The following is a 25,381-nucleotide window of genomic DNA, read 5'->3' on the forward strand; positions in this document are numbered from 1 at the left end:
CTCGGGCGTTTCCTGGGCGAAAGCGGTGGCGATGAAGGCTGAGACGACCCTGCGGCCGCTCTTGCCGGCATGGGCCAGCACGTTCCTCATGAAGTGGGACGCGGCACCTCTGCCATGTCGCGCACAGCACCTTGGTGACGGCCGCCTTGAGGCCTTCGTGAGCATCGGAGACGACGAGCTTGACCGTCATGGCATTCACAAACGCGTTCCATGTCGCTCGGGTCTCCGGCGGTTTCAGGTTCGGCATCGATTAGGAAATTGGGCGGTGTTGCTCGCCACGATGTGACCCGTGTCCCCTACGACGGATACCCGAACCAGGATTTCGATTCCGCCAGGTACATAGACTTCGTATCGGGCGACCCGGGCAGCGGCATTTCATTTGCCGCAGGCACGGCGTTGATTTGACCGCCGACGAGAACCAGGCGGGCGCGGGACGAACGGGCGAGTTCTTCTATTCGAGTTCGCGGGCATTGATCCCGACACCGTATGCCTTTTAAAGTCCCTCAGCGGATCAGGCAGTCCGTTCTCCATTGTTTTGATTCGCCCCGACCTGGATATTTGGAGCCTTCAGAGGCAACAATCTAGCTTTAGTGACTGCAAGAGCGATGTGCAAAATGCGGTCCGATGCGACAGTTTACTACAGGCGTCGAGCGGATAGCCGCAAACTGCAAAGACACATGGACAGCCTTGTTGCGAAGTTTCCCACGTGCATCGAGCAAAAGCGCGGCCGTGGTCTGATGGCCGGTCTCAAATGCTGTTCACAGGCCGTTGTCGGCCGTGTGCACGATGTCGCATTCGAAAATGGCCTCTTGATCGAATCTTCAGGACCAAATCGCGACGTCATCAAAGTCTTCCCATCGATAACCATCACCAATGCTTGAGAGACAGGCGCGGAACGAAATCCCCCATGACCGCGACACGCGGATGACTGCATTCGCCGCTTCCGCCAGCAACAGGTGTCCTCATCCTCCATGCTCTCAAGGCATGGCTCGACGACATCGCCCCAAAAGTCTTGCCGGACAGCAAGCTCGGCAACGCCGTCTCCTGCACCCTGAACCAATGGTGATATCTGACTCGTTACACCGAGGACGGCAGCATGCCGATCGACAAAATCTTCTCGAGCGTGACATTAGAATCTTTGCCACAGGCCGGAAAAGTTGGCTGTTCAGCGATACCGTCGACGGAGCCACGGCCATCGCCGTCATCTATAGCGATATTGAATATCCACATTTATAAAGCAAAATGCCGGAACGCAAATATCCTTTTAAGTACTCATGTACGGAGCATCGGAAAACCTCAGCCTGGTTCTTTGAATGATTGGGTCCTTAAAGGTTAGGAATGCCTTTACGGCTTGACATAAATGTGTCGGGTCGGCAGCCTAAAGATGGGCGAGATGATGAGCTCCCCTTTAGAGGGCCTTAGCGAAAGCTTCCATCACCACGTGTCGGCGCGGCCGGCTGCTTATATGCTGCGGATTTGGGCGAGAGTAAAACGCGATAAATAGAGCCGAACCATCCCGATCTCCTTATGCACAGACCGGGAAACCATCGGCTCAGTCCCCGACCGTTTTTTGGTCATCTCACTCGTAGATGACAACGATATGTAAACTGAATTTGACGCAAACCGCGGAGGAACGATATCGTGAGGGCGCGATATGATCTGAACGTACCGTGGATCCTCCCATTCGGCATCGACCGGATATCACGTCCGGCAGCCCTGTGGCGTCCGGCGCGCGCAAAGCCACGCTCTTCGCTTTTAAGGCAACTTGCCTGGAGGGTGTGCGAGTCGATGCCGAAATGCGACGCCAATCCCGAAAAACGCAGGCGGCATTCGCGTCCGAGACGGAGACGTAGGGCTGCTGCAAGAATTGTAGAGGTGACGCTCTCAGAGACCACAGACCGCATCTACCGCGAGGCTGAGCTCCTCCATTGAGACAGTCTAAATAGCGCGCAAACAGACACCCGACCGCGATGAAGTGCAAAGCCAAGAGGACGACTATCACCTCTAGCAGATGACGCTGGAATGAAGTCTCGGTGTCGATAACAGCGCCGTCGAAGCACGTATCGCCCTCCCAAGGCGCACGGCCCGGCACGGAGCTCAGTCTCCGGCCGGGCCTTCAACCCAGAATGGCGGCGCATTGGACCGCCCGCCTTGGCTCCTGGAGGGGCGCCAGAACTCACTGCAGTTTAGCTATGCAAGACGCTTTTCATAGATTTGTAGAGCAAATAGCAGACAGCGCAGACGGGACGGACCTGCGCAATGCTCTGGGCGAGATTGCCTGTTCGCTCGATTTGCCGTCTTTCGCCTATCTTTTCCCTTCGCCTGGCAACGGCTGCAAGGTGCGCCTGATTTCCACCTACCCTCAATCGTGGACATCTCACTACCTTCACAGTCGGTATGAAAAGATTGACCCGGTTATCCATCAGGCGCGTGGTGGTCAGGAATCATTCAACTGGGATGCGCACGGTGCTGATCTCAAACTATCGACGCAGCAGCGACAATTGATGGATGAGGCGACGCAATTTGGCATTCACTGCGGCTTCACGATCCCGATCCATGACAGCACGGGTAATTTTGCAGCACTGACCTTCGCCTCCGATGAAAGGCGACCGCCGTTCTTTCGCCTGATTAATCGATATGACCGCGCGCTCGAACTCATCGCGATCTTCTTCCATCTTCATGCCTGTCGCAAGCTGGTCGACGGCAGGACCGTGGATGGCGTTACCCTATCTCGAAGGGAAATGGAGTGTCTGAAGTGGGCGGCTCGGGGCAAGACGGCGTGGGAAATCGGCCACATCTTGGGAATCAGTCGGAGCACCGCAGCCTATCATCGGGATAACGCCAGGAAGAAGCTTGGCGTGAAGACGGCTATTCAGGCAGCTGTTCGGCTTGCACTGTCGCGGCCATCTCTCTTCACCTGACCTCTCGGAACCTGGGCACATACACAGGTTGTTTCATCTCCGGCCTTTGCCTTCAATCGCAGGTGCTATCCATGCGAGGAGAAGGCCATCATGTTGCAGTTGATCACGCCGGGTTGTTACGCTGAGTTCAGCGACGAGCTCGAGCAGATGCATCGCTTGCGGTATCGCGTTTTCAGGGATCGACTTGATTGGGACGTTTCGTTCAGCGGCGGCTTTGAGGTCGATCCGTTCGATGCGCTTCGTCCGCATTACCTATTGCTGCGTGCGCCCGCCGGACGCATCGACGGCTGCGTGCGCCTGTTGCCGACTACAGGACCGACGATGCTGCGTGATAGCTTCTTCGCTCTTCTTGCCGACCGTCCAGCGCCGGAAGATCCACGTGTTTGGGAAAGCAGCCGTTTTGCGCTTGATCTGCCGCCTTCCGCGCCCAAACAGGCGGGCATCGCAATTGGCACCTACGAGCTGTTTGCCGGAATGGTCGAGTTTGGTTTGTCACGCGGTCTGCGCAGCATCGTCACCGTAACCGATCTGCGCATCGAGCGGATTTTGCGTCGCGCCGGCTGGCCACTCGAACGGTTGTCCCATCCGCAAACAATTGGCAACACACGCGCCGTTGCCGGATATCTCGACGTCTCGAGAGAGAGCTTGGATTCCCTCCGTCGCAATGGCGGGCTCAAAGGCCCGGTCCTGTGGACCCCGGTCATTAAGATCGCCTGAGCCTGCCATCCGACCTTTTCTGGAAATGATACAATGGACGAAACAAGACTTGGCCCTGCTTGGCCGGACGGGCAAGATGATCGTGCCTATGTCGACCAGCTCACCAGCCGAGGCTGGGCCTGGGAATTCCTCAGGCGCAATCCGGACTTCCAAAAGGATCTGGCGAACGCGCTACGCGGTGCCGAACGCACGAACGCCCGGTCCATGGATATTATCAGCCTGGCTTCGAGTACTGTTGATCTCTCGCGCTGGGGCCTTCTGTTTTGCAAGCTCAAAAGGAACTGATGCGAGCGTCTTTTGGTGCCCCTGCCAATGTCCGCATGTTTTGCCCATTGTGGCCGAAACGGCGGCGCGGCCGCGCGGGGTCGACTTGCTTGATCTCGCCCGGCACTCCTGCCGCATTTCCATGCTCGTCACGCGGGACGGGCATCAGCACCTCCTGGTCGAGGACAGTGGCAGGAGCTTGCAGCTGGCTGCTTCCGGCGTCAGCATCCTCGAACCTGTGCGATTGACATCCTCGGTCCTCTGGTCGCCAGAGGAACTGAAGCAGCGCCTGAACGCGTTGGAATGTCTGAACAGCCTCTGTTGGACCGGCAGGCTGCAATCAGGATTCTTTCCGACCGAGCCCCGTTGCTCGCGGTTGCGCCGAGTCTTGCATGCCCTCGACGGCTTCATCGCTGGCTTATCACACCGCGAAATCGGCCTTGCTCTCTTCGGCAGAGCCCGTGTCGAGCAGGACTGGGCCGACCCCGGTGACCATCTTCGAGACAGCGTTCGCCGTGCAGTCAGACGCGGGCGCTCGCTAATGAACGGTGGTTATAAGCGTCTTCTTCTATAACGCCACCATCAGGCCTTTTGGCGGCCAGAGAACAGCTCCTTGTACCCCGCCACCACCAGCCAGTGGGCGCGCGAGAGATGGCTGCGAACCGCCCTTTGGGCGCGCGCTGGCTCTTGCACCGGATCGATTCCCAATATCGCCTGGGCCATCTCTTCTTCGCTGGCATTGCCGGCGCATGCATCTAAGAGCTTCAAATATGTCGTGAAGTGCTCATCGTCGTAAGCGGTCAGGCTCTCCGCCCATGGGACCTCGTCGGCAACAGCAGGTTTGAGCAATCTGTCTACCATTTCATCTCTCGCCGTAAGACCTATCCCGCGCCGCGCAGATCTTTGACCGCACAATATCCTAAAATGGGATAATCCGAAACTGGGATTAGTCCATGAGCCGGTTCCTTCTTGGCCCGGTTCGTCTGATGCCGAAATCACTTCGATCAGCTCGCCAGCGCCGGTTGCTACAACGGCTGATTGCGGCGCGCAAAACCAAAGGGGCCACCCAGACCCAGGTTGCTGATATGTTGGGCCGCCCACAATCCTTCGTGGCCAAGTACGAGGGTGGTGAACGTCGGCTGGACGTCATTGAGTTTCTCGACGTCGCCGAGGCTCTCGGTATCGATCCTTGCGAGCTTCTGGCACAATTGCGTCGCGCTCGTGACCTGTAGATGGCGTGCGCTTTGTTTGGCTGCCAAACTTCACGATTCCCATCCTTGAGTTCACGGCTCAGGGGATTTGCCCTCGCGAAATGATGCCGTGCAGCCGCTCGCCCTTTGTTGTCTCTGATTTTTGTAGAGAATACTCCGTGGTGAAATCCTCGACAAGAGGGTGGCTTCTCGTGCATGGAAATCCGAGAGGTCTTTGCCCGCAATCTGCGTAGGCATCGTCAAAAAAAGAAATTGTCCCAGGAAGCGCTGGCGCATGAGGCTGGCGTTGACCGAACATATGTTAGCGCACTTGAGCGCTCGGTCTATGCCGCCAGCATTGATACGGTGGCGAAACTCGCCAGAGTGCTCGGAATCGATCCGGCCGATCTACTCAACCCTCATTCTGAATAAATCTGGAAGCGGGGACGAAAACTCGGTTGATGAGACTCGGCCAGAAGTTTTGAGGCATTCATGCTGCTGACAGGAACGCCCGCGCGCTTCGCAGCCGGCGCTCGTGAACCGAGCCCGCTTTCTTCGGCAAGCTCAGGCGGTCTCGGCCATTCGGCTTCGCCCCTTGGCGTGGGCAGCCCTTCGGGCTGTGACGGCGGCCGCCCTTGCGGGCGGCGCGGTTTGTCGGTTGGCCTTTCCCGGTGGGCGCGGGGTGGGCGGCACTCCCTTCTAGGCCCGCCGCGGCAGCCCGCAACCCTTCGCGTGCCGCTCAGGGTCCTCCTCTTCGTTCCGGTCCTTCGGATGCGGTCCGCCTACCACGGCGGGCCTTTCCGGTCGCGACTCGCCGCCCACCCCGCTTCCGGGGAAAGCGCGGCGATTGGTGAGCGGAGGATAACACATGCGTGCAAACAGCAAGCGTACCACCAGCACAGAGGCTGGCGCAGGCAAGGGCAGGCGCCCGGGCGCCAGCCTCTATCAGGAGATCACCGACCGCATCATTGCCGAGCTGGAGCGCGGTACCGTGCCATGGGTCAAGCCATGGGGCAGCGCAAAAGCAGGCCTCGGCCTGCCGAGGAATGCAGCCAATGCGCCAGTCGCCGCTCCTGCAGCAAAAGAGCAGCAGCTACCGCAGCGTGGCTGACAAGGCATCTTGTCGGCGTCGAGGAGTTCAGTGATTGCTTAACACAGGCGCATGGTCGTGTCCCATCAGGTGGTGTAGCTCGGCGGTAGCGAAGCCGCTCACGAGCGCGCCGTTAGTAGCGCTGTAGCGAGCAAGCGGCGTGTGGGTGGTCATCGGCGCTTTCCGGTAGGGTTTGGTTGTTGACGCCAACCCATTTCGGAAGGGCCACCGATGACCGACGACATGATAAACCTGCGCACGCTCGTGGAGAAGACCCCGGATGCCGATCTGCTGCGGGAGATGATCGGCTTTGCCGCCGAGCGACTGATGGAAATGGAGGTGGGCGCGGCCACCGGCGCCAGCTATGGCGAGAAGAACCCGCTGCGGCTCGCCCAGCGCAATGGCTACCGCGACCGGGACTGGGAGACGCGGGCCGGCACGGTCGAGCTGCGCATCCCGAAGCTCAGGAAGGGAAGCTACTTCCCAGGTCTCCTCGAACCGCGCCGCATGGCCGAGAAGGCGCTAACCGCCGTCATCCAGGAAGCTTATGTGCAAGGCATCTCGACCCGGTCGGTTGACGACCTGGTCAAGGCCATGGGTATGAGCGGCATATCCAAGAGCCAGGTCTCGCGGCTGTGCGAGGAGATCGACGGGAAGGTGAAGGCCTTCCTCGATCGGCCGATCGAGGGCGATTGGCCATACCTGTGGATCGACGCCACTTACCTGAAGGTCCGCCGCGGTGGGCGGATCGTCTCGGTCGCCGTTATCATCGCCGTGGCGTCAACGCGGACGGCCGGCGCGAGGTACTGGGCATGGAGATTGGCACCTCGGAGGCCGAGCCGATCTGGACAGAGTTCCTGCGCAAGCTGACACGTCGCGGCCTGCGCGGCGTCAAGCTCGTCGTCTCCGATGCTTACGAAGGCCTCAAGGCGGCCGTCACCAAGGTGCTGTGCGCGACATGGCAGAGGTGCCGCGTCCACTTCATGAAGAACGTGCTGGCCCATGCCGGCAAGAGCGGCCGCAGGGTCGTCTCAGCCTTCATCGCCACCGCTTTCGCCCAGGAAACGCCCGAGGCCGCGTCCGTACAATGGCGCGCCGTCGCCGACCAGATCCGGCCGAAGGTGCCGAAGCTGGCGACAATCATGGACGACGCCGAGCCCGACGTGCTGGCCTACATGACCTTCCCCAAGGAACATCGCGCCAAGCTCCACTCGACGAATCCGATCGAACGTCTCAACGGCGAGATCAAGCGGCGCACCGAGGTCGTCGGAATCTTCCCGAACGACGATGCGGTCGTGCGCCTCGTCGGCGCAATCCTGCTCGAACAGAACGATGAATGGGCAGTGCAGCGGGCCAGATATATGACTCTGGAAACGATCAGCCAGATGAGTGATGATCCCCTGATCAGCCTGCCAGCCGTGGCGCGCTGATCAGCCCGGCCCATGCCGGAGAGCACGGCGACTAATGCCGCCAGCTACACCACGCCGCGGGACACGATCCAGGCGCATAGCTCAAACATTTCGTCCGGGAGAATGATGCCGGGCAAAGGCCCTAACCTTGGCACTCCATCAACAATACCCAATAGCCCTCCTGATCGAAGCGCATCTAAACACCTCCATTTCAGGCGTTAGTCGAGCCCGCATTGATCAGGGTCACCCTTCTTGGTTCGCAGGAGGAGGCGGTCGCCCCTCTACAATGGCTCCTTCAAGTGTCGCCCGTTCAGGGCCGACGGAAAAAGGGCGCACAAGGCGCGCCCTTCATTTCGATCGGCTATCAGCAGCCGCCTTCACCTTTCGTTGTTAGAAGCGGTAGGTGACACCTGCGCCTATCAACCAGGGATCGAGCTCCGCCTTTCCCGTCTGCTTCGCGCCGTCCACTGTGACGTCGAAGTCTGGCTTGAGGAAAAGCTTCTTCACATCGAAATTGACGCCCCAATGCTGATCCACCATGTAGTCGAACCCGACCTGCAGCGCGGTGCCGAACGTGTTATTAACCTTGAGAGCATCGGCACTGCCGGCATGCTGGTTATAGAATATCGTGTAGTTCACGCCGGCGCCGACATAGGGCTTGAAAGCGCCGAAATTGGTAAAATGATACTGCAATGTGAGCGTGGGCGGCAGAAGCCAAACCTTGCCGACATTGCCCAGCGCGCCGATCGCTCCTTGGCCCTCAATGTTGGCATAGGTGGTGCCGAGGATAAGCTCCGTGGCGACGTTGTCCGTGAAGTAATAGGAGATATCGAGTTCCGGCGTCACAGTGTTCGAATATGAAAGGCCGGAGCCGGGCACTGCATTGACGTAGCCCGAATCCTCAGTAATGACCCCCAACGCGCGCAGGCGGACCTGCCAAGGATTTGGCCATTCCGTGACCGCGGCTCTAGCCTGCTGGACGCTCGCGGCTTGCGCAAGCTCGGCCGCCGCGGCCTGCTGTCCCATCGGAATCAGGACGATGGCCGCTGTTACGCCCCGCGCCACGCCCATTCGCTTTCTCGCCATGATATTCTCTCCTTGCTCTTCAGAAATGATGCACTGAACTACGAAACTCTTGCAAAGTGCGTGAGATTGGCGGAGGACTCTCAGTCCTTGCTGCAGCGCGTTTGCGGATAGTCTTGCACGTGTCGTGCCAAACGAGAAAATCATTTCACAACAATGACATGGCTCTGACTGCCGTGTGCCTCATGGCGACTTTGTCGCAGACCCGACAACGAGTGCAGCCGTGACCGCCCTGATAGAACCTCCTGTGCGAGCTCGGTGGGCACCGCGGAATAGCAGTGTAGCTCACCGCGAACTGGCCGAGCTTCGGGTCGACATCGGCGACGGGGCGATTGACGACCACGACGTTGCCGGGTCGGGCACGGCACTGCCTGAGGAGCTCCGCAGCGGCCATCTCGAATGACCGTTTACGAGGGCTCCCATTCTTGGTCGACCGGTAGGCGCGCAAAAGACTGCTGCCTCATCCCTCCGCCTGGATTGAGCCGCAGGGATGGAATGGCGTCGTGCTTTGGACCGGCAGAATGGCCATAACCAATTCTGTTCCGGCTATCCGTACAGAGATTCATTGATGCGCTTAGGCCGGGCATGCGCCCATCCGCTACCATCTGAGCATGAGCATCGATCCTTCACCAACATAGAGAATTGCTTCCTCATGAGAGAGGCCTCGCGGCGGACATGAGTTTGCGCCACTCTTCATGATCGCGGCCTCCGAGGATGTCGGGATCGAGCCAGTGCAACGGCACGATAGGGCGAAGGATCTGGCAGCTCTTGCAACTGCTGAGCTCGATGGACACGGCATATCGTGATCTGTCCGACAGAGACGCAGGGTTCTTCACTGTCCGTTCATGAAGACTGTGCTGGCTAAGAGAAGTATGCTGATGCAGAGGGTCCCCGATTAGCTATTCGGAAAAAGGCGACATCCGAAGTGCAAATCGGGCGCGGCCCTGAAGCGTCCCCCTCAATGTCGGATGTCGGACAGGATCGTAAATCCGCCAACCCGTTGTTTAATAAAGTTTCCTTCTCTGGCACGGCCCATGCATGGGACTCTGCGAACGCATCAGCGAGACGTCGTCCATGATCATGCGCACCGAAAATGCCGTCGCCGTAGTGAACACCGCGCTCTCGCCTGCTATCAAGCCGCCGAAAGGGCGGCGCGTCATGGTCGGGCCGGCGATTGGGCCGGCTTCAAACACCTTAATGGGCCTGCAAAGCGTCTCGCGTGACGGCGACGCGGGCATCGAGACGAACGGAACGTCGCCGGCCTGACCCCTCGATTTCACCGCGCTGGAATGCTCCGGTCTACATTCGACGACGCGAACGCGCTGGACAAATTCTCGCAAGCCCGGTCGGGACCGGTGCTCCGAACGTCCGCGAGGGGGGCCCAGTGGCTGCGGCCGATATTCGCCGCGAACAAGCCGCCTAGTGGGAAGACTCTATAGGAGGAAGCAGTGGAGTTATCTTGCGTTGGGATCGGTGCTGGCCCGTCCAATTTGAGTCTTGCGTGTCAGCTACACGAGCAAGTTGGGAAAGGGGCGGTGTTCCTGGACCGGCAGGTCGACTTCCGCTGGCATCCAGGCAGTGCATTCGATTCCTCGGAGCTCCAGGTCAGCCACTTCAAGGACCTGGTCACTCTAGTGAATCCGCGATCAGCCTACACTTTCGTAAACTTCCTGCACGAGAACGGGCGTCTGTATCACTTCCTGAACGCACAGTTCGAAGCCGTGCTTAGAGTGGAGTTCGAACAATACCTGAACTGGGTCTTCCACAGAAACCCACTTGTGCGTGGCGGCGAGACAGTGCGCGAAATCCGCTTTGACGGCGAATTTCGGGTGCGGACGGATAAGGCGGTTCTCGGCGCCAGAGACGTCGTGGTCGGTATTGGCAAGCAGGCGCAAATTCCGCCTCAGTTCCAGGGCTGGACTGGACGCAACCTGTTCCACTCATCTGTTTTACTGCACATCCACCCTGAGGTGCGGAGAAAGCATGTCTGCGTGGTCGGCGGAGGCCAGTCGGGTGCCGAGGTGATGTTGCATCTTGTTGGCCTGCCGAAAGATCGGGGGCCTGCCTCGATCACTTGGGTCTCGCAGCGCGAAAACTATCTGCCTCTGGACAACAGCCCGTTCACAAACGAGTTGTTCATGCCCTGCTTTTCGGATCGTTTCGCGGCGATGAGCGAGTCGCAGCGTAAGCTGCTCCTGCGGCGTTTCGTGCTTGCCTCGGACGGCATTTCAGAAAGCACGTTGCGCGCGATCTATCAGGCGCTCTACCGCCACGCATTTTTCGAGCCAAACCGATGCGACATCACACTGCGGCCGGGCTGCACCGTCTCGCACTGCATCAACGCCGGAGCGGGTCACAGGCTGACCCTGCAGCACGGCATGGTTGAGGTCGAAGAAGTCACGGCTGATATCGTCATGCTGGCCACCGGTTACGAGAACGCGATGCCAGGCTTCTTGGAGCCCATCGCGGACCGGCTGGAGCATATCGACAATGAATTAGCTATTCGCGAGGATTTTTCGGTGAGCTGGGACGGACCGCGTGACAGACGCATCTTCGTACAAAATGCGAGCCTCGGGCAGCGCGGCCTGGCCGATCCGAACCTAAGCCTGCTGGCCTGGCGCGCGCGCCGCATCCTCAATAGCCTTCTTGGGCGCGCGCCATGCGCGAACCCGGAGCATCCTGGCTTCATCAGCCATACCTCGATCGAGAGCTGGCCCGCCCCCGTAGCCGAAGAAATGGGCAGCGGGATATGACTCGTAAACTTCTGATCATGGGCGGTGGTATCCTGGGAATGATGTCCGCCTCCGTTGCGGCGAAGGCCGGAGGCTTCTCCGAAATCATCGTGACCGAACAAGTTCTTGGACCAAGCGGCGCATCGCATTATTCTGGGGGCGTGCATTTCCCCTACAGTTGTCAAGACCGTACCAGGTCGCTCACACGAAAGAGCGCCGTGGTCTTTGGCGGCCATGGCTGGGTCGGCGGTCAGCGGATGGTGCCGGCCTTTAGCGATGCTTGTAGCGGCTAGACCGGGTGAACCGGCCCAGTTTACCGAAGCCCTGGACCCGGCTGAGCATGACATAGGCAGTCTCGCGCCGAGCTTCTGCGGACAAAATCCGTCGGAGCGGAACGCACTTAGGATCGCCGTCCCACATGCGTGGGACCGTCTCCGTGGACCGCAACTTGCCGGCGCCCGGCTGCCCTAATTGGGGTCCGACCAACCAGTCTTTCCAACAGGAGGCTTTTCGCATGTTGACTGATGCACAAAGAGACAAGTGGCAGAAAGACGGATACGTCAGGTTCGAAAGCTTCCTTGCTCCAGCGGCTCAGGAAGATATCTCTACTTTTGTCGAAGATATGTCACGCTGGGATGTCAGCGATGATAAATGGCTCATGTGGTTCGAGAAGACGACGGACAACCGAAAGATCATCTCCAAGATCGAGAATTTTCTCGACTTCCATGACCCATTGCGTCGTTTGCTCTTAGAAGATCAGCGCATAAAGTCAGCAGTCGATGATTTGCTTGGAGAAGATTCGCGCAGGCTCAAGGAGTTGCTGATTTTCCACTACCCCGACAGCGGCGGCTATCTCCCGCATCAGGACATTTATCACATTCCACACAAACTCCCCGACCGGATGGTCCATGCCGTGGTTGCCATAGGCATCGACGACTCCGACCCGGAAAACGGCGGGCTTTTCTTCAGCCCCGGCAACCACAAAAAGGGGGTCTTTCCCATGGATGCCGGTGGGGTGATCTATCCTCAAGTCGCCGAAACGTTCTCCTGGGAACCCGTAGTATGGAAGGCTGGCGACATCTTCATCTTCGACGATTACGCACCGCACTACTCACGACCGAATAAAAGCAATCGTTCTCGGCGGACACTCTACTTGGTGTTCCAGCGTGCCTCAACCGGTGGGCCGACCCGCGCTGAATACAACGTGCTCAAGCGCGCCCTTAACCCGCCCGAGGGCAAAGTGGCCGATCTCGACAATCTCAAGCCCCCAAATGGCATCTTCTATCGCGATTGAGCTCACGCAGCCAGGCGGAGGCATGCACACGAAACTGATCGACCGCTCAAAGATGCGCGGACGATATGGCGGTCTGATTTGCGGGCTCGCGGAGCATCGGGACGCTTTGGCACGTGGATTGTGGACGTGGTTGCAGGCGGCCTTCTGTGTGCCTACAGCCCGACTAGCGCCCCCCTTGGTCGCCCGCCTGCCGGCCCAGAGCTGCACTATCCTGGCCGGGCCGCCAACGGGTCGGGCTGCCGTTTCTCTCCATGAAGTGCACTCGAGGCCCTGTTCGTTGGCAGCCGAAGGTCCGTCCCACTCTTCAAAAGCTTAGGTTCGTTGTCATGCGCAAATACACGTTTTCTCGAACGGAGCTGTCGCGAGCGTTCGGTATCGACACGGCCACGCTTGGAACGGGCAGCGCTCGCACGGGGTTTTCGTTCGGAAAGGTTGGACCCGGGGTCACATCTGAGCCCCATCGGCACGACGAAACCGAGGCCTTCGTGGTCCTGTCTGGTGCGGGCAAGGTCACCACCGACCTTGGGGAAATCTCGGTCGGGGCCGGCGACGTCGTTCTGTTCCATCCTTTTGAAGCGCATGTGCTGCGCAATGACGGGAACAAAGACCTGGATTTCGTCGATGTCTACTGGCGAGACGGCAAGGCCGCCCTTGATGCCGCTGCAAAGACCACGGCTCCACGCGGGCCGACCTTCGTCTTCTCCGCGCCGCCAACGCCAAATGGCGATCTGCATCTGGGGCATCTTTCTGGCCCCTATTTCGGCGCCGACGTCTATACCCGTTTCCTGCGCATGAAAGGAGTCGAGGCGTATCACCTGACCGGAAGCGACGATTACCAGAGCTACGTCGCGACACGCGCCGCTACCGATCAATGGACGCCTGCAAACGTGGCGCGCTACTACTCCGACGAGATTCGCGCCACGCTTGCACTTCTCGATTGTGACGTCCACAGCTTCCAAGCCACAATGGGCGATGACGGTTACCGCGAATTTCAAGCCGCGTGTTTCCGAACTCTTTTGAGCAGCACGGCGGTAGATCTGCGCCAGAGCCCTGCGCTTTTCGATGCTGTGACAGGCCACTATCTTTATGAGCCGGATGTTAGAGGCCTCTGCCCCGATTGCGGCGGCTCCGCCGCTGGCAACATCTGCGAGGAATGCGGCGCCCCAAACCTTTGCCACGACTTGGGTGCAGCGCGGTCACGGCAGTCTGCCGAAGCGCCGCTGGTCGGCTCCCTCCGCCGTCCGGAACTTGCCCTGGACCGCTGCTACGACAATATCGACCGGCATCTAAGGGCATCAGGCGTCCCGCTACGCATCTTGGATCTCTTCGCGCGCCTACGCCAACGCGGAGAATTTTCGGTACCGATAACCCACCCCTCGGACTGGGGCCTGCCGGCCGAAGGGTTCCCGGGGCAAGTGATCTGGGTCTGGCCGGAGATGGCCTTCGGTTTTCTTTACAACATCCAGGCGCTCGGCCGCTCGCTGGGTCGCGACTGGAAGGCGGAGGTGCCCGGCAGCGATTGGCAGATTGTCCATTTCTTCGGCTTCGACAATTCGTTCTACCACGCGCTACTCTACCCCGCTCTTTACGCCGAGGTCTTCTCCCACTGGACGCCGCGCATCCACTATCACGTAAACGAGTTCTACCTGCTCGACGGCAAGAAGTTCTCAACCAGCTGCCGCCACGCGGTCTGGGGCAAGGAGGTTCTGAGCCCAAAGACAGTCGACGTCGTGCGCCTCCATTTGGGCCTGACACGCCCGGAAGGGGAGCGGACGGATTTCACGCTGGACGGGCTGCGCCGCACCGAGAAGGAGGTCTTCCAAGGGATTTGGCTGAACTGGCTTGATGCGTTGGACCAGGAAATCAAGCAGGATTTTGCCGGCCGTGTACCCGACGCAGGCGACTGGAGCCCAGTCGACCGCGCCTTCTTTGCTCGAATAGAGATCTATCGCGCGGCGATGGAGCGGGCATATTCGGACGAAGGCTTCTCGGTCCGGCGCGCGGCCACTCAGGTCTGCGAATTCGTGCGGGATTGCGTGATGTACCGTCGGGCGCGAAACTATGCGGCGGCGCGACGTTTCTATCCCGCCCGCAATCGGACTTCGCTAGCTCTTCAGACGACGGCCGCTGCGATCCTGGCAGTGACACTCGCTCCGCTGATGCCCCGATTCGCCAGAACGCTGGCGCGAGGCATCGATGGCGTCTCAATCGAAACATGGCCCCGGTCCGTCCAGCGCCTTGCGCCCGGGACGCGTTTTGATCTCGGACCCGTGTTGGTGTTCTACGCCAAATCCGGCAATCCTCATCTTGATGAGGAGGAAGCACTATGAGCCCAAAGATGCATCAGTGAGCTATCCCAATCTCGACCAGATGCGCGGCAATCAAAGCCGATGATGCCAAAATCTTGACTCGCTGCCGCTGGCGACCGAAGCCGCTATCAAACGATAGAGACCAGATTAGCGGACCTGAACCAACGCGTCGTCGACAACCCTGACCTGCGCCTTGGAGGACCGGCCGGCCGATCGCTTCCCAGCCCTTGCTGTTCGTGCCGAAAATGCTGTGTGGGCTCGACTGCGCTGACCATCCTCTTCGGCATCGGGATTTCCGTCCTCCAGCCGGTAAGGCTGTCATGCGGTTCGACCCGCTTGGTCCAACTGGCGCCCTGGATCGTGCGCCGATCAGTCAATGCGAATGCCTGCCTGATGGTATCTTCGGTTCTGTCCGAGCCTTTACCGGCGCGGCCGTCGGCCGAAGAACAACTGAGCTACTGACAATCGGAATATGGCAGGTCAAATTCTGCCCACGAAAACCAGCGTTCACGAAGCTATGGTGCACAAGCTTCCAACCATACCCGCGCAACGACAGCCCGTCGCCAGTCGGCGTTACCCACTAAATCGCAAGCGTATCCTCCGTACATTGCGCGCCGTCTTCGCCGACATGCAGACGCTTGTCTCGTCGAGAGGCGCTCCTCAGGATTGCGTGTTGCTCGGGTACGGAGCCGCCCCTCAGTTCCCGATCGATCCTACAATTCACATATTTGGAGATCGCTCGCTAGGTTACCCCGTCTGTGAACCCTTCAAGCCGATGCTTCAGATGCCGCCCATGCAGAGATATTTCACTTCGAGGTAGTCCTCGAGCCATGGCGGGATCCCTCCCGCCCGATCCCGGACTGTTTTATCCCACCGAACGGCGCCGCTTCCGAAGACATCCGGCCGGTATTTACCCCGACCATTCCATATTCCAAGGCCTCGGCGACACGCCAGACACGCTTCAGGTTAGAGGCATAAAAATAGGCCGCGAGGCCGTAGATCGTTTCATTGGCATCACGCACGACCTGATCGGCATCTTTGAAGCGAATGATCGGTGCGAGCGGCCCGAATGTCTCTTCGCGCGCGACGGTCATCTCGCCGGTGACACCGGTCAGGACCGTTGGTTGGAAAAACGTGCCATTCGTGCCGATGCATTTGCCCCCGCATCGAATTGCGCCGCCTTTAGCTACGGCATCGGCAATATGGGATTCAATCTTGGCCAAAGCCTTCTTGTCGATGAGGGGTCCTATGTCCACTCCGAGCGCGAAACCGTCACCAACTTGAAGTTGGCGAGCCCGTTCAACGAATTTCTCGACGAACTCGTCGTGAACGCCCGACTGGACGTAAAGGCGGTTCGCTGAAACGCAGGTCTGGCCGGCATTGCGGTACTTCGCCTGGATCGCACCGTCTACCGCGGCATCGATATCGGCGTCATCGAAGACGATGAAAGGTGCATTGCCGCCGAGCTCTAGGCTGACCTTTTTGATCTGGGCCGAGCACTGGCGCATCAGTAGGCGCCCGATCTCAGTAGACCCGGTGAAGCTGATCTTGCGGACCTTGGGATTTGTGCAAAGTTCGCGGCCGACCGCGTCACCTTCGGATGCATAGATCAGATTGACGACGCCTTCGGGAAAGCCTGCCTGATGGGCGAGGGCGAACATTGCTCCAGCCACGAGCGGCGTCTGTTCAGCGGGCTTGAGGACGATCGTGCAGCCCGCCGCCAAGGCTGGGGAGATTTTGCGCGCCACCATCGAGGCCGGGAAATTCCATGGCGTTATCGTGCCGACGACCCCGATGGGCTGCTTGATCACCAGCATTCGGCGGTCGGCCGATGGTGCGGAGATCGTCTCGCCATAGACCCGATTTGCCTCCTCGGCATACCATTGCAGATACGCCGCAGCATGCGATATCTCTGATTTGGCTTCCGCAAGCGGCTTGCCCATCTCCGCAGTGAGAATTGCAGCGAGATCGTCGGCGTGGTCGATGATCAACTGATGCCATCGCCATAGAACGTCGCTGCGCTCACGTGCGGTAAACCCTGCCCATCCAGGCTGCGCGACATAGGCCTTGTCGATCGCAGCGCATGTCTCCTCGACACCCATATCGGGTAGTTCTGCCAGCACTTCGCCGGTCGACGGGTTGAGAACCTCAAATGTCCGCTCGCCCATCCGCGTGCCAAGTGCCGGCAGGCGATCGATGGGTCCAAACAGGTCAGGGGATCGCAGGTGACGGATCATCGGCGGGCACAGGGGCAATACCGGATTCCTCCTCAACGCAGCAGGTGTATATAGCAGGTGGGGTGTGTATTCCGGACGTAAAGGTTCCTTATAGGGCCTCGGCCATACAGCTAGCAGACCACGGTACCCAAGTGGGAGGGAGAATACGCTACAAGACGCCTAGCGGTTCTACTAGTCGGGCTCGACCGGTCGGTTGCGCGGTGGCAGGTCCGGCCCGCGCGAAACCTTGCCATAGGTCTTCGCGGCCAGCGCCTTCACCGTCTCAGGCTCTGCGTCGCCGGCCACCACCAGCACGGCGTTGTTCGGTCGGCGGTATTCGTTGCACATCGTGAACCGATCGGTGCCGTTCAGCTTCTCCATCTCCTGCGTCCAGCCGTTCACCGGAATGCGGTAGGGCTGATTCGGCCGCAACTTCGCGTTGACCTTCCCGTCCAGCAGTTCGTCTCTGTGCGGCAACGGCGCTCCTTCAGGATCGCGTTTCGCTCGCTCTCGATCATGGTCGTTTAGCGGCCTCGAAGCCCATCATCTCGCCCAAAGCGAGTTAGGCAGTCAGGGCGTTATTGGAGCTGTCGCTGACGGAGACGGCTCGGTCGAACTCGCTGTCGGCGCGGTTTGGCGTCGCCGTGAAGATCAGACGCTCGAGGGAAGGGGCAAGTTCGGGTTTGCCCGGTGGCTCGTCGGCGCTGCGGACCTTGTGCCAGATCATATCGGTGACGATTTGCGCGGGGTCATGTCGACCGTTCCATGCCATCATCGAGCAGGAAATCTTGCCGCCGTCGGTGGCGGCCAGAGCCGGAGCGGTCGTCGCCAGGCCAGGGCGGTGGCAGTGAACGGCTTGCGCAGCCAGGGGGCGATCAATGGCTCCGGTTGGAAAGGCAAGTTTCGAGGCAGTGATTTGTTCCTCATTTACGGGCTGCGTCTTCGATCCCCGTGGGAGGATCGGCGGGCAGCGCCGAGCCAGATGAATCACGGGGCCAGGCTCACTCGAGCCTCATCTTGGATGGGCCAGGAGACTGGCGGCGGTGTTCTTGGGGAGGTGGTCATTGGAGGGATTTTCCTTCATCCGCGGCGCCTTGCGGACGACCACGCATGCACCGTGCCAGATCAGAAAACATTCGAGGCATGTGGACAAGTCAGTCTCACATGTTGTGCATCCGACATTGTGGGCCATCGAACAGGGCTGAAGGCGACGCGAGCACGGCTGAGAATATCTTCTTCATTTGGAAGACGGTTGGGCGCGCTGCTGGGGAAGGGCTACAGAATGCGCTTCGAAGACCCCTGCACTGGCGGTCGGAATTGAGATGTTGGTAGCTCCAGCGGGTCGCTCTCCTCAAAGTCAGACCGGGGGCGGTGCTGAAGGGGAGAGGCGTGAGCAGCGTATCTAAGTCGGCCCCGGAGCCTGCTCGCGCGCGAAGACGGACCTGATCAAGAGTGGCGACATTCGCGAGGCGCTGGAAAACGAGATCGTACTCGGGCGGGATGCCGTTGCTCTCGTCTGGCGTGATGGCCTGACGCGAGACGGTTGAACAGTGATGAGTTGCTGCGGAAAGGGGAGTGTTTTCGCGGCACCTTGGTCAACGCAAGAAACAAACGTCGAGCTCGCCTCGGAAGGGGCATGCAGCACATTTGCCGCTGCAGGACAGCAGCACGGAAGCTGTCCGCGCTTGCCGTCGTCCCTTGGCACCAAACAGGAGAATTAGCGGTCGCGATTGATTTCATCTGCGCGTAAAACACCGCCTGGTGCGCTCGGTCTGCCGGCCAAACAGCTTTCGCCTTCCTTACAGCTGCAAACGCATTCCTCCTGGAGTGGTCGCTTAGGTCAAGGGCATCGGGTGAGTAACAGCCTGACCTTGCTCAATCTGATGCGCGCTAGCCGCCTCGCCGGATTGTGGAACTGCTCGCGGGTAGCTTCTACCACGAACAGCAAGGTCATAAGGTCAAGCAGAAAGTCGTCAATCGCTTGGGCGATTGTTTCTGACTTGCCCTTGAATTGGTCCAGCAAAACGCGCGCGCTATCGATCGCTTCCACGCTGGTGGCATCGATCAACCCCTCGACCCTCTTGAAACAATCCAATTCGAAACTCCTTAAGGCGCTCCCAAGGTGTTATGCACGAAGGCAGCTCCGTGAACTACCCGGCCTTTTGACGTGGCGGCACGAGCAGCGGTCGGCCTTACGTCCCGCGCCTCCAAACACGAGCCATCGACGTGGCGCTGAGGAGCGTTGGAAGAAATTGGGCGCTTCCGGCCTGCTCGAGCGGTAGTTTGGACAGTGCTTGCTGGCGGCTACGGCAACAATGGAGTGCGCCAGCTGATTGGGGCTTAACAATTTTTCGCTTTTTGCTGCGCCCAAGTCTCGGCTATGACTCGGGACAGGCCCAACGGCCTGCCCCACGTTGCAATTGTAAAAGAGGAACAAGTATATGCCGACTGGAACGGTAAAGTGGTTCAACAGCACCAAGGGGTTTGGATTTATCCAGCCCGACAATGGCGGTCCGGATGTTTTCGTCCACATTTCCGCTGTCGAACGCGCGGGCCTTTCGACCCTCGCTGACGGCCAGAAGATCAACTATGAGATCGAGCAGGACCGCCGCACTGGCAAGTCCTCAGCTGGCAGCCTGAGCAAAGCTGGTTGAAATTTTCTCCTGCGAAGGCGCAAGAGTGGGCGTGTAGGCCCGGAAGTGCTAACTGCCGCTCGATAGGAACGAGCAAAAACTGAGGGCAGCAGATTGCTGAATCGGTCGCGAATTCCTAATGAAACAAGTTGTTGAGGCGGGGTTGGCCCCGCCTTTTTATGTGACGCCCAGATTAAGCCGCCGCAATCAAGCCGCGACCTTCTTGCGAGTTCGCTTCGTCGGCACCGGCGCTTCCGGCTCTTTCGGCGCTTTCGGTTTGCGGCCGAGCCCCATCGTTTTGGCCAGTGAAGAACGCTTCGCGGCGTAGTTCGGCGCCACCATGGGATAATCCACCGGCAGGCCCCATTTGGCCCGATATTCACCCGGCGTCAGCCCATAGTGGGTCGACAGATGGCGCTTTAAAGATTTGAATTTCTTCCCGTCTTCAAGGGAGATGATGTAGTCCGGTGTCACCGACTTCCTGATCGGGACTGCAGGCGTAAGGGCAACCGGCTCTTGTGCAGAGATACCTCCGGCCGTCGCTTTCAGAGCCGCATGCACTTGGCCGATGAGGGCAGGGAGATCCCCCACCGGGATCGGATTGTTGGAGACGTAGGCCGACACGACATCGGCGGCAAGCTCAATGAGGGTGTCGACGTTTTTTCCGGCTTCTTCTGTCATGAAACTCTCCAGGCGGTGAAACATAGTCAGCGAAGCGTCGCTTCATAGGGCCGGTTGCCGCTGAAAGCAACAATGTCTCTGACTGCGTTATTGCTAATGCTCGTCCAGAAGCGACATCGATGCGCCATATTTCGCGTCGTGACCGCTGAGCCACTCGTTGTTGGCGACCCTGCCGAGGTGCGTGGCGCGTGCCGCTCTAACGTTGTGCCGAAGTTGCTAGTCGCCTCGAGGCTAAGCGCGCTATTTTTGTCTCGCTTTGCTTCTTTGGACTGTGAAATCGAGCGATAGTGATCGCTTGATGGTGGGCGTCAGGGACGATGAAACAAACGTTCATTGGCAATGGCCAAAGATGTAAGTTCATCGCCGGTGAGCCGCTCTGCAAGGGGGCTGGGAACCGCCGCTGATAAACCAAGGACATCAATGTATTTCGAGGCGTTTCTTAGCCTGTCCTGGAGAGACGGCAATGGCTGCGGATGACACCTGTTCCACGATATCAAACAGCGCGGCGACCCGGGCAGCTTCTCGAATCTGGAGCGGCTTCTCGCACGCTGGCGCCGCGCCGAGAGGCCGGCGAGGACAGTGAGTCGCCTGCTTCAACCATAAGCATCAACCAGCCAGCGACGCGTCCTCATACGGAATCCCTTGACCGGCCGCGTGATCTCGCGGGTAGTCGCCGCGGCCCTCTGGATCAAGCCTCGGGATGTGCTGACGATCAACCAGGCCAGAAAGGTCGACGTCCCAAAGCAGGGAGTTTGCCACTATGCGCAGGCTTGCCATGCCCTTCCTCGACATTTTGCGGGGCCTGTGAGTTGGGCAAGCTCGACACTTCGGTCGACTTGGCGTTACCCGGCTGATCGCCATCACGCGTTTCGGTCTGGTCCTACGCCGTGACGTTGACTCCGTTCGCGATGCCATTGAACTGCCGTGGAGAACGGCCGAGGCGGAAGGGCTGATCAACCGCCTGAAGACGATCAAACGTACCATTAGGCAGCGCCGGCTGCGAACTCCTTAGGCACGCATGCTGCCACTCAGCCGGCCTAATCACCACACGAAGCGAGGAAGAACCTGGTCAAGTGCAAAGCGACAATTGCCTCGACAGCAGGTCCCGGAAGGTTTATGCTGCCCGATGTTACCGCAATCCTGAATGGCGATTGAGTACCTTCGCGAGTGAAGGGAGTGGAACTGCTTTGTCGGCCAAATTGTTGACGGAACGCCCGGCGCCCATTGTTGCTACATGTCTAGATTCTTGGGGCGTTTTGGATGATGCAATCCACCACCTCACTCCAAAGGGCAGTGGAATCTGGAACAATGTCGCTTTTGTACGCACGACATCCTTCGTGCCCGATTGGCATATTGTCTTTAACTCTGCTTCTCTTTTTGGGCTCCCTGTTGATATCGAGGCGAGCCCCAACAGGACAATTTTTGCAATCGGCGAACCGCCGACGAAAGCTCATCGTGCATTTCATGAAGGGCAGGGGAAAAATACTATCGTCCTAACGTCTGACGCAGAGCTGGTTGCTCGGCAGAATGCAGCTCGCCGATTCGTTTTGTCTCCACCGATCACTCGGTCTTGGTCTGTAAACAAGACATATGACCAACTTCTGGTCAGCGAAGCCATGGATAAGCCACTTCGGCTCTCATGGATTACCAGTAACATCGCCCTGCTTAAAGGACATCGGTATCGGCTGGCGTTTCTGGAACGGCTAAGAAAGGAGCTCGATTTTGACCTGTTCGGCCGAGGTTTTCGGCTGATTGGAGATAAATGGAACGCACTCGCACCTTATCGCTACAGTATAGCGTTCGAGAATACTCGTGCTGATTACTATTTTACAGAGAAGCTTATGGACTGCTTCGTCGCTGAAACAATGCCGATCTATTACGGCAGCCCGGCAATCACGAGGTTCTTCCCTTCGGACTCTATGGTTCTGATTGACCCAGAGGACAAGAACGTAATCCAAAAAATTCAAGAAATTATCAACTCAGACCTCTGGAAGGAACGTCGCGGCGCAATAAGAGAGGCGAAGCGGCTAGTCCTCGAGAAATACAATACGTTTGCCTATCTCGCGGGCTTCATCGAAAGCGTTCAGGATAAACCCTTACCGCCAGAAATTATACACATCGAATCGCCTGAAGTTGATTTTGCAACAGACGAATGAATTAATCCAACGCTCGCTTCGCGTGCCCGGCGGTTGGTGGTCTGGCGAGATCGGTGCGGAGCGCTCGGCGGAGAATGCCTGCTGCGCAGACGGGCCGGCACGGGCGCACAAGGTCATGCGCCCCCGGCTGCCGCTGATCAGACGAACTGGGGAAGGCCAGGAACGGAATTGAGGACCTCGTCCACGAGTTCGTCGCCGGCATGTTCCTTGGCGCAGGCGATCGTCTCGTTGGCGAGGGCGGCGATCTTTGCCATGCTGAGACCCTCACCCATCAATTGCTGCCCGAGCCCCATAAGGCCGCCACCCTCTGGGTCGTCGCCATGATACTTCGCTACTAATTCCGAAGCTCCCGGAATGGCCTCGATCATGCGCGCGCCGGGACCGTCGGCCGCGTGGCTCCGCAGGAAACCCAGCATTAACCCTACGGCCTTCTCTGCGAGAGCCGGGCCGATGCCGGCACCAGTGGCGATGCGCGGTAAGATTTCTTCCATGCAGGGTCTCTCTCTCTTTGATTAGGTTTACAAGTGGCCGGTCCGGCGCCCCGCGCCCTTGGCCGAACCACAATGGAACTCCACTAAATAGGCCAGCGGAAGTGCTATTGCGCCTAAAACCGCCTCTGTCAACGCAAGCTGCGTCGGAAGTGCGTGTTTCGCAAACCGAAGATCATTGCAATTCACTTCAGTACGCATTGGCAACCGCACAGTTTGCGTTGGCTCGCTTATGGGCCAATGCCCCCCGCCCGTCAAATGATGACGACAACGTGGTCGGCGCCTAGGATCTGTGGATCAAGGTGAGGCAGTTACAGCGGGTGGACCTGCTCAAGCGCGGCGCCGTCGACACAAAGGGCTAGATTGGCGATACTGCGCGTGTTGGCCATGTCTTTCCTGGCGTGATGGGATGTTCGTAGAAGCGGAGCTATATGCCGGTGTGACGGTCCACCAAGGCGGAACGCCTATTCCGATACGAGATCCATACTGTCGTATAGACCGTCGCTGCTTAGGTGTTGAAACCGCCATCGCTGGTGACATCACAATGTGCAGTCGGCGGGTGTCGACAAGGCCGATTGCGTAATCAGCAGGTCAGGAGGAACGAATGAACCCTGACGTTTCAGAAGCTCACTTTTCGCAAGGCGTGCAGCGCACATCGTGCAAGAGATTGCCAGTTTTGCGGATGCTGTCGACTTTCTCAACCTTGGCTGGAAGATCGCAGTGACCGAATCTACGAAGCCGCCCTCAGGGCGTGCTTTGATGCATAAAACCGGTTGCCAACCAGGGATACTCCTCCTCCCTGAAGTCCAATCGAGAAGAGCGATCACTTCCAAGAGGGTCCCAGCTCAGCTGCGAAAACAGGTGTGAGACCCCGTCCTCTCCCTCAAGCTGATCTAGCTCAGGGCGTTCATGAGCCGCAGATCGCATAATGACTGCGTGGACGACGCAGGAAGACCAATTATGAAAATCCTATTCAGTACGATGGCTGTCACCTTGCTGGCACCCACCGCCTTTGCTGCGGATTGGATCCCCACCGACCTCAGAGATACGGCATTGGCCACCTTCACGGCTTTGCCATCCACCACGCCGACAGTCGCCAATAACCCGATCACCCCGGAAAAGATCGCTCTCGGCAAGGCACTGTTCTTCGATCCACGCGTCTCGGCGTCAGGCGTCTTGTCGTGCAATTCATGCCACAACCTGGCCACCGGCGGCGACGACAATCACGAAACCTCGATTGGCCATGGTTGGCAGAAGGGACAGCGCAACGCGCCGACTGTACTGAACGCTGTCTTCAATATCGCCCAGTTCTGGGATGGTCGTGCCGAAGACCTGAAGGCTCAGGCGAAGGGACCGGTCCAAGCCGGGATCGAAATGGCCAATACACCGGGCCAACTCATCGCCACTCTCAAGTCCATGCCGCAATATGTCGAGTGGTTCGATGCAGCTTTTCCGGCTGAAGCCGATCGGGTCACCTTCGACAACTTCGCCAAGGCGATCGAAGCCTTCGAGGCGACACTGGTCACACCTGCCCCGTTCGACAGCTTCCTGAATGGTGATGAGGTTGCCATGACTTCCGAACAGAAACAGGGCCTGGTGCTTTTCATGGACAAAGGCTGCTCGTCCTGCCATGCCGGCATCAACGTTGGTGGGCAAGCCTATTACCCATTCGGCCTCGTAGAACCGCCCAGCGCCGAAGTCCTGCCGGACAAAGACAAGGGCCGATTTGAGGTCACCAATGCAGCCGACGATTCCTATGTCTTCCGCGTGGCGCCGCTGCGCAACGTTGCACTCACCGCGCCATACTTTCATTCGGGCAAGGTTTGGGATCTGAAACAGGCCGTCGCCATTATGGGGACCACCCAGCTCGGCGTAGTACTGGCGGACGAAGAAGTTGACCTGCTTGTTGCCTTCCTCAACTCGCTGACCGGAGAGGCACCTGACGTCGCCTATCCCATCTTACCCTCAGAAACGGCGACAACGCCCCGGCCTGTAACGCAGATCTCAGGAAAATAAGGGCCAACTGGCTGCGGACTCGCAATCGAAAATGATTGGCGATTTTTACTTGGCGACACGAATTGCGACGTCCATCTCCGAATTGGCGGGACGCTAGCGATACCCGAACCCTACCTCGCCCGTAGTCTGCGCGATCAACTGGGGGCGGACAGACGCAGCACCATATATTGTCGCTGCCTGAG

22 protein-coding genes and 5 pseudogenes are annotated in these 25,381 nt (G+C 58.9%); 18 read left to right on the forward strand and 9 right to left on the reverse strand.

Annotated elements, in window-relative coordinates:
• Positions 1-184: pseudogene (locus NKJ64_RS28990) on the reverse strand (transposase); the annotation flags it as partial.
• 493 nt (positions 185-677) lie between these two features.
• On the opposite strand from NKJ64_RS28990, the gene NKJ64_RS28995 reads away from it, so the two are divergent.
• The 6 genes and pseudogenes from NKJ64_RS28995 (at position 678) to NKJ64_RS29020 (ending at position 4,476) form a co-directional block, all read left to right on the forward strand.
• Entirely contained in the window at positions 678-881 is a 204-nt protein-coding gene (locus NKJ64_RS28995) for a hypothetical protein (RefSeq protein ID WP_352463735.1), read from the forward strand.
• Positions 877-1,212: pseudogene (locus NKJ64_RS29000) on the forward strand (IS66 family transposase); the annotation flags it as partial. The gene NKJ64_RS28995 and the pseudogene NKJ64_RS29000, both read left to right, overlap by 5 nt.
• Positions 1,213-2,192: 980 nt before the next feature.
• Complete coding sequence (locus tag NKJ64_RS29005) at positions 2,193-2,921, forward strand: LuxR family transcriptional regulator (protein ID WP_352463736.1); 729 nt, start codon at positions 2,193-2,195, stop codon at positions 2,919-2,921.
• A 90-nt stretch (positions 2,922-3,011) separates the two neighbouring features.
• On the forward strand, positions 3,012-3,638 hold the full coding sequence (locus tag NKJ64_RS29010) for an acyl-homoserine-lactone synthase (protein WP_352463737.1): 627 nt from the start codon (positions 3,012-3,014) through the stop codon (positions 3,636-3,638).
• A 33-nt stretch (positions 3,639-3,671) separates the two neighbouring features.
• Positions 3,672-3,923 carry a transcriptional regulator domain-containing protein gene (locus NKJ64_RS29015; RefSeq protein WP_352463738.1) on the forward strand — a complete coding sequence of 84 codons (252 nt, stop codon included), beginning with the start codon at positions 3,672-3,674 and terminating at the stop codon, positions 3,921-3,923.
• 121 nt (positions 3,924-4,044) lie between these two features.
• Positions 4,045-4,476, forward strand: a complete 432-nt coding sequence (locus NKJ64_RS29020) for a DUF2285 domain-containing protein (RefSeq protein WP_352463753.1) — start codon at positions 4,045-4,047, stop codon at positions 4,474-4,476.
• 8 nt (positions 4,477-4,484) lie between these two features.
• Here the strand turns inward: NKJ64_RS29020 and NKJ64_RS29025 are convergent, their stop codons facing one another.
• Positions 4,485-4,763 (reverse strand): DNA -binding domain-containing protein, encoded by a 279-nt coding sequence (locus NKJ64_RS29025; RefSeq protein WP_352463739.1) that lies wholly within the window; start codon positions 4,761-4,763, stop codon positions 4,485-4,487.
• Between the two features lie 92 nt (positions 4,764-4,855).
• Between NKJ64_RS29025 and NKJ64_RS29030 the strand changes: the two genes are divergently transcribed.
• From NKJ64_RS29030 to NKJ64_RS29045, 4 genes and pseudogenes are all read left to right on the forward strand, one after another.
• Positions 4,856-5,134 (forward strand): helix-turn-helix domain-containing protein, encoded by a 279-nt coding sequence (locus NKJ64_RS29030; protein WP_348524474.1) that lies wholly within the window; start codon positions 4,856-4,858, stop codon positions 5,132-5,134.
• Between the two features lie 174 nt (positions 5,135-5,308).
• Positions 5,309-5,524 (forward strand): helix-turn-helix domain-containing protein, encoded by a 216-nt coding sequence (locus tag NKJ64_RS29035; RefSeq protein WP_023682784.1) that lies wholly within the window; start codon positions 5,309-5,311, stop codon positions 5,522-5,524.
• A gap of 436 nt (positions 5,525-5,960) precedes the next feature.
• A pseudogene (locus NKJ64_RS29040) lies at positions 5,961-6,146 on the forward strand (ArdC-like ssDNA-binding domain-containing protein); the annotation flags it as partial.
• Between the two features lie 267 nt (positions 6,147-6,413).
• Positions 6,414-7,612, forward strand: a pseudogene (locus NKJ64_RS29045) (IS256 family transposase).
• A 369-nt stretch (positions 7,613-7,981) separates the two neighbouring features.
• Here NKJ64_RS29045 and NKJ64_RS29050 read toward each other — a convergent pair.
• Complete coding sequence (locus tag NKJ64_RS29050; protein ID WP_352463754.1) at positions 7,982-8,662, reverse strand: OmpW/AlkL family protein; 681 nt, start codon at positions 8,660-8,662, stop codon at positions 7,982-7,984.
• Between the two features lie 1,086 nt (positions 8,663-9,748).
• On the opposite strand from NKJ64_RS29050, the gene NKJ64_RS29055 reads away from it, so the two are divergent.
• The 5 genes from NKJ64_RS29055 (at position 9,749) to NKJ64_RS29075 (ending at position 15,030) form a co-directional block, all read left to right on the forward strand.
• Positions 9,749-9,940, forward strand: coding sequence for a hypothetical protein (locus NKJ64_RS29055; RefSeq protein ID WP_352463740.1), 192 nt, complete (start codon positions 9,749-9,751; stop codon positions 9,938-9,940).
• A 182-nt stretch (positions 9,941-10,122) separates the two neighbouring features.
• A complete protein-coding gene (locus NKJ64_RS29060; RefSeq protein WP_352463741.1) occupies positions 10,123-11,427 on the forward strand; it encodes a lysine N(6)-hydroxylase/L-ornithine N(5)-oxygenase family protein in 1,305 nt (434 codons plus the stop codon).
• Positions 11,424-11,699 (forward strand): hypothetical protein, encoded by a 276-nt coding sequence (locus NKJ64_RS29065; RefSeq protein WP_352463742.1) that lies wholly within the window; start codon positions 11,424-11,426, stop codon positions 11,697-11,699. The genes NKJ64_RS29060 and NKJ64_RS29065 overlap by 4 nt, the downstream gene beginning before the upstream one ends.
• Before the next feature lie 221 nt (positions 11,700-11,920).
• Positions 11,921-12,700: a phytanoyl-CoA dioxygenase family protein gene (locus NKJ64_RS29070; protein ID WP_352463743.1), complete on the forward strand. Its 780-nt coding sequence runs from the start codon at positions 11,921-11,923 to the stop codon at positions 12,698-12,700.
• A 326-nt stretch (positions 12,701-13,026) separates the two neighbouring features.
• Entirely contained in the window at positions 13,027-15,030 is a 2,004-nt protein-coding gene (locus NKJ64_RS29075; RefSeq protein ID WP_352463744.1) for a class I tRNA ligase family protein, read from the forward strand.
• A 759-nt stretch (positions 15,031-15,789) separates the two neighbouring features.
• On the opposite strand, the pseudogene NKJ64_RS29080 reads toward NKJ64_RS29075, so the two are convergent.
• From NKJ64_RS29080 to NKJ64_RS29095, 4 genes and pseudogenes are all read right to left on the reverse strand, one after another.
• Positions 15,790-17,246: pseudogene (locus NKJ64_RS29080) on the reverse strand (NAD-dependent succinate-semialdehyde dehydrogenase).
• Positions 17,247-17,417: 171 nt separating this feature from the next.
• Positions 17,418-17,702, reverse strand: a complete 285-nt coding sequence (locus NKJ64_RS29085) for an insulinase family protein (protein WP_352463745.1) — start codon at positions 17,700-17,702, stop codon at positions 17,418-17,420.
• 85 nt (positions 17,703-17,787) lie between these two features.
• Positions 17,788-18,216 carry a hypothetical protein gene (locus NKJ64_RS29090; RefSeq protein WP_352463746.1) on the reverse strand — a complete coding sequence of 143 codons (429 nt, stop codon included), beginning with the start codon at positions 18,214-18,216 and terminating at the stop codon, positions 17,788-17,790.
• Positions 18,217-19,065: 849 nt separating this feature from the next.
• A complete protein-coding gene (locus tag NKJ64_RS29095) occupies positions 19,066-19,293 on the reverse strand; it encodes a hypothetical protein (RefSeq protein WP_352463747.1) in 228 nt (75 codons plus the stop codon).
• Positions 19,294-19,666: 373 nt separating this feature from the next.
• On the opposite strand from NKJ64_RS29095, the gene NKJ64_RS29100 reads away from it, so the two are divergent.
• Positions 19,667-19,879 carry a cold-shock protein gene (locus tag NKJ64_RS29100; protein WP_023679670.1) on the forward strand — a complete coding sequence of 71 codons (213 nt, stop codon included), beginning with the start codon at positions 19,667-19,669 and terminating at the stop codon, positions 19,877-19,879.
• A gap of 186 nt (positions 19,880-20,065) precedes the next feature.
• Here the strand turns inward: NKJ64_RS29100 and NKJ64_RS29105 are convergent, their stop codons facing one another.
• Positions 20,066-20,539: a Ros/MucR family transcriptional regulator gene (locus NKJ64_RS29105; RefSeq protein ID WP_023697204.1), complete on the reverse strand. Its 474-nt coding sequence runs from the start codon at positions 20,537-20,539 to the stop codon at positions 20,066-20,068.
• A gap of 1,151 nt (positions 20,540-21,690) precedes the next feature.
• Between NKJ64_RS29105 and NKJ64_RS29110 the strand changes: the two genes are divergently transcribed.
• The gene (locus NKJ64_RS29110; RefSeq protein ID WP_155923855.1) at positions 21,691-22,695 is read left to right on the forward strand and encodes a glycosyltransferase family 10 domain-containing protein; all 1,005 of its coding nucleotides are present in this window, start codon (positions 21,691-21,693) and stop codon (positions 22,693-22,695) included.
• Positions 22,696-22,832: 137 nt separating this feature from the next.
• On the opposite strand, the gene NKJ64_RS29115 is transcribed toward NKJ64_RS29110, so the two are convergent.
• Positions 22,833-23,186 (reverse strand): hypothetical protein, encoded by a 354-nt coding sequence (locus NKJ64_RS29115; protein ID WP_023690586.1) that lies wholly within the window; start codon positions 23,184-23,186, stop codon positions 22,833-22,835.
• Positions 23,187-24,143: 957 nt separating this feature from the next.
• Between NKJ64_RS29115 and NKJ64_RS29120 the strand changes: the two genes are divergently transcribed.
• Positions 24,144-25,199, forward strand: a complete 1,056-nt coding sequence (locus NKJ64_RS29120; protein ID WP_023697201.1) for a cytochrome-c peroxidase — start codon at positions 24,144-24,146, stop codon at positions 25,197-25,199.
• The last annotated feature ends 182 nt before the right edge of the window (positions 25,200-25,381 follow it).

It is taken from the genome of Mesorhizobium sp. M0062 (assembly GCF_040323125.1).
In the GTDB taxonomy this organism is placed as follows: domain Bacteria; phylum Pseudomonadota; class Alphaproteobacteria; order Rhizobiales; family Rhizobiaceae; genus Mesorhizobium.

Bases quoted from the DNA above. Each gene is read 5' to 3' on its own strand.
- NKJ64_RS28995 (WP_352463735.1), top strand. From the start codon at position 678: ATGGACAGCCTTGTTGCGAAGTTTCCCACGTGCATCGAGCAAAAGCGC.
- NKJ64_RS29005 (WP_352463736.1), top strand. From the start codon at position 2,193: ATGCAAGACGCTTTTCATAGATTTGTAGAGCAAATAGCAGACAGCGCA.
- NKJ64_RS29010 (WP_352463737.1), top strand. From the start codon at position 3,012: ATGTTGCAGTTGATCACGCCGGGTTGTTACGCTGAGTTCAGCGACGAG.
- NKJ64_RS29015 (WP_352463738.1), top strand. From the start codon at position 3,672: ATGGACGAAACAAGACTTGGCCCTGCTTGGCCGGACGGGCAAGATGAT.
- NKJ64_RS29020 (WP_352463753.1), top strand. From the start codon at position 4,045: ATGCTCGTCACGCGGGACGGGCATCAGCACCTCCTGGTCGAGGACAGT.
- NKJ64_RS29025 (WP_352463739.1), bottom strand. From the start codon at position 4,763: ATGGTAGACAGATTGCTCAAACCTGCTGTTGCCGACGAGGTCCCATGG.
- NKJ64_RS29030 (WP_348524474.1), top strand. From the start codon at position 4,856: ATGAGCCGGTTCCTTCTTGGCCCGGTTCGTCTGATGCCGAAATCACTT.
- NKJ64_RS29035 (WP_023682784.1), top strand. From the start codon at position 5,309: ATGGAAATCCGAGAGGTCTTTGCCCGCAATCTGCGTAGGCATCGTCAA.
- NKJ64_RS29050 (WP_352463754.1), bottom strand. From the start codon at position 8,662: ATGGGCGTGGCGCGGGGCGTAACAGCGGCCATCGTCCTGATTCCGATG.
- NKJ64_RS29055 (WP_352463740.1), top strand. From the start codon at position 9,749: ATGATCATGCGCACCGAAAATGCCGTCGCCGTAGTGAACACCGCGCTC.
- NKJ64_RS29065 (WP_352463742.1), top strand. From the start codon at position 11,424: ATGACTCGTAAACTTCTGATCATGGGCGGTGGTATCCTGGGAATGATG.
- NKJ64_RS29070 (WP_352463743.1), top strand. From the start codon at position 11,921: ATGTTGACTGATGCACAAAGAGACAAGTGGCAGAAAGACGGATACGTC.
- NKJ64_RS29075 (WP_352463744.1), top strand. From the start codon at position 13,027: ATGCGCAAATACACGTTTTCTCGAACGGAGCTGTCGCGAGCGTTCGGT.
- NKJ64_RS29100 (WP_023679670.1), top strand. From the start codon at position 19,667: ATGCCGACTGGAACGGTAAAGTGGTTCAACAGCACCAAGGGGTTTGGA.
- NKJ64_RS29105 (WP_023697204.1), bottom strand. From the start codon at position 20,539: ATGACAGAAGAAGCCGGAAAAAACGTCGACACCCTCATTGAGCTTGCC.
- NKJ64_RS29115 (WP_023690586.1), bottom strand. From the start codon at position 23,186: ATGGAAGAAATCTTACCGCGCATCGCCACTGGTGCCGGCATCGGCCCG.
- NKJ64_RS29120 (WP_023697201.1), top strand. From the start codon at position 24,144: ATGAAAATCCTATTCAGTACGATGGCTGTCACCTTGCTGGCACCCACC.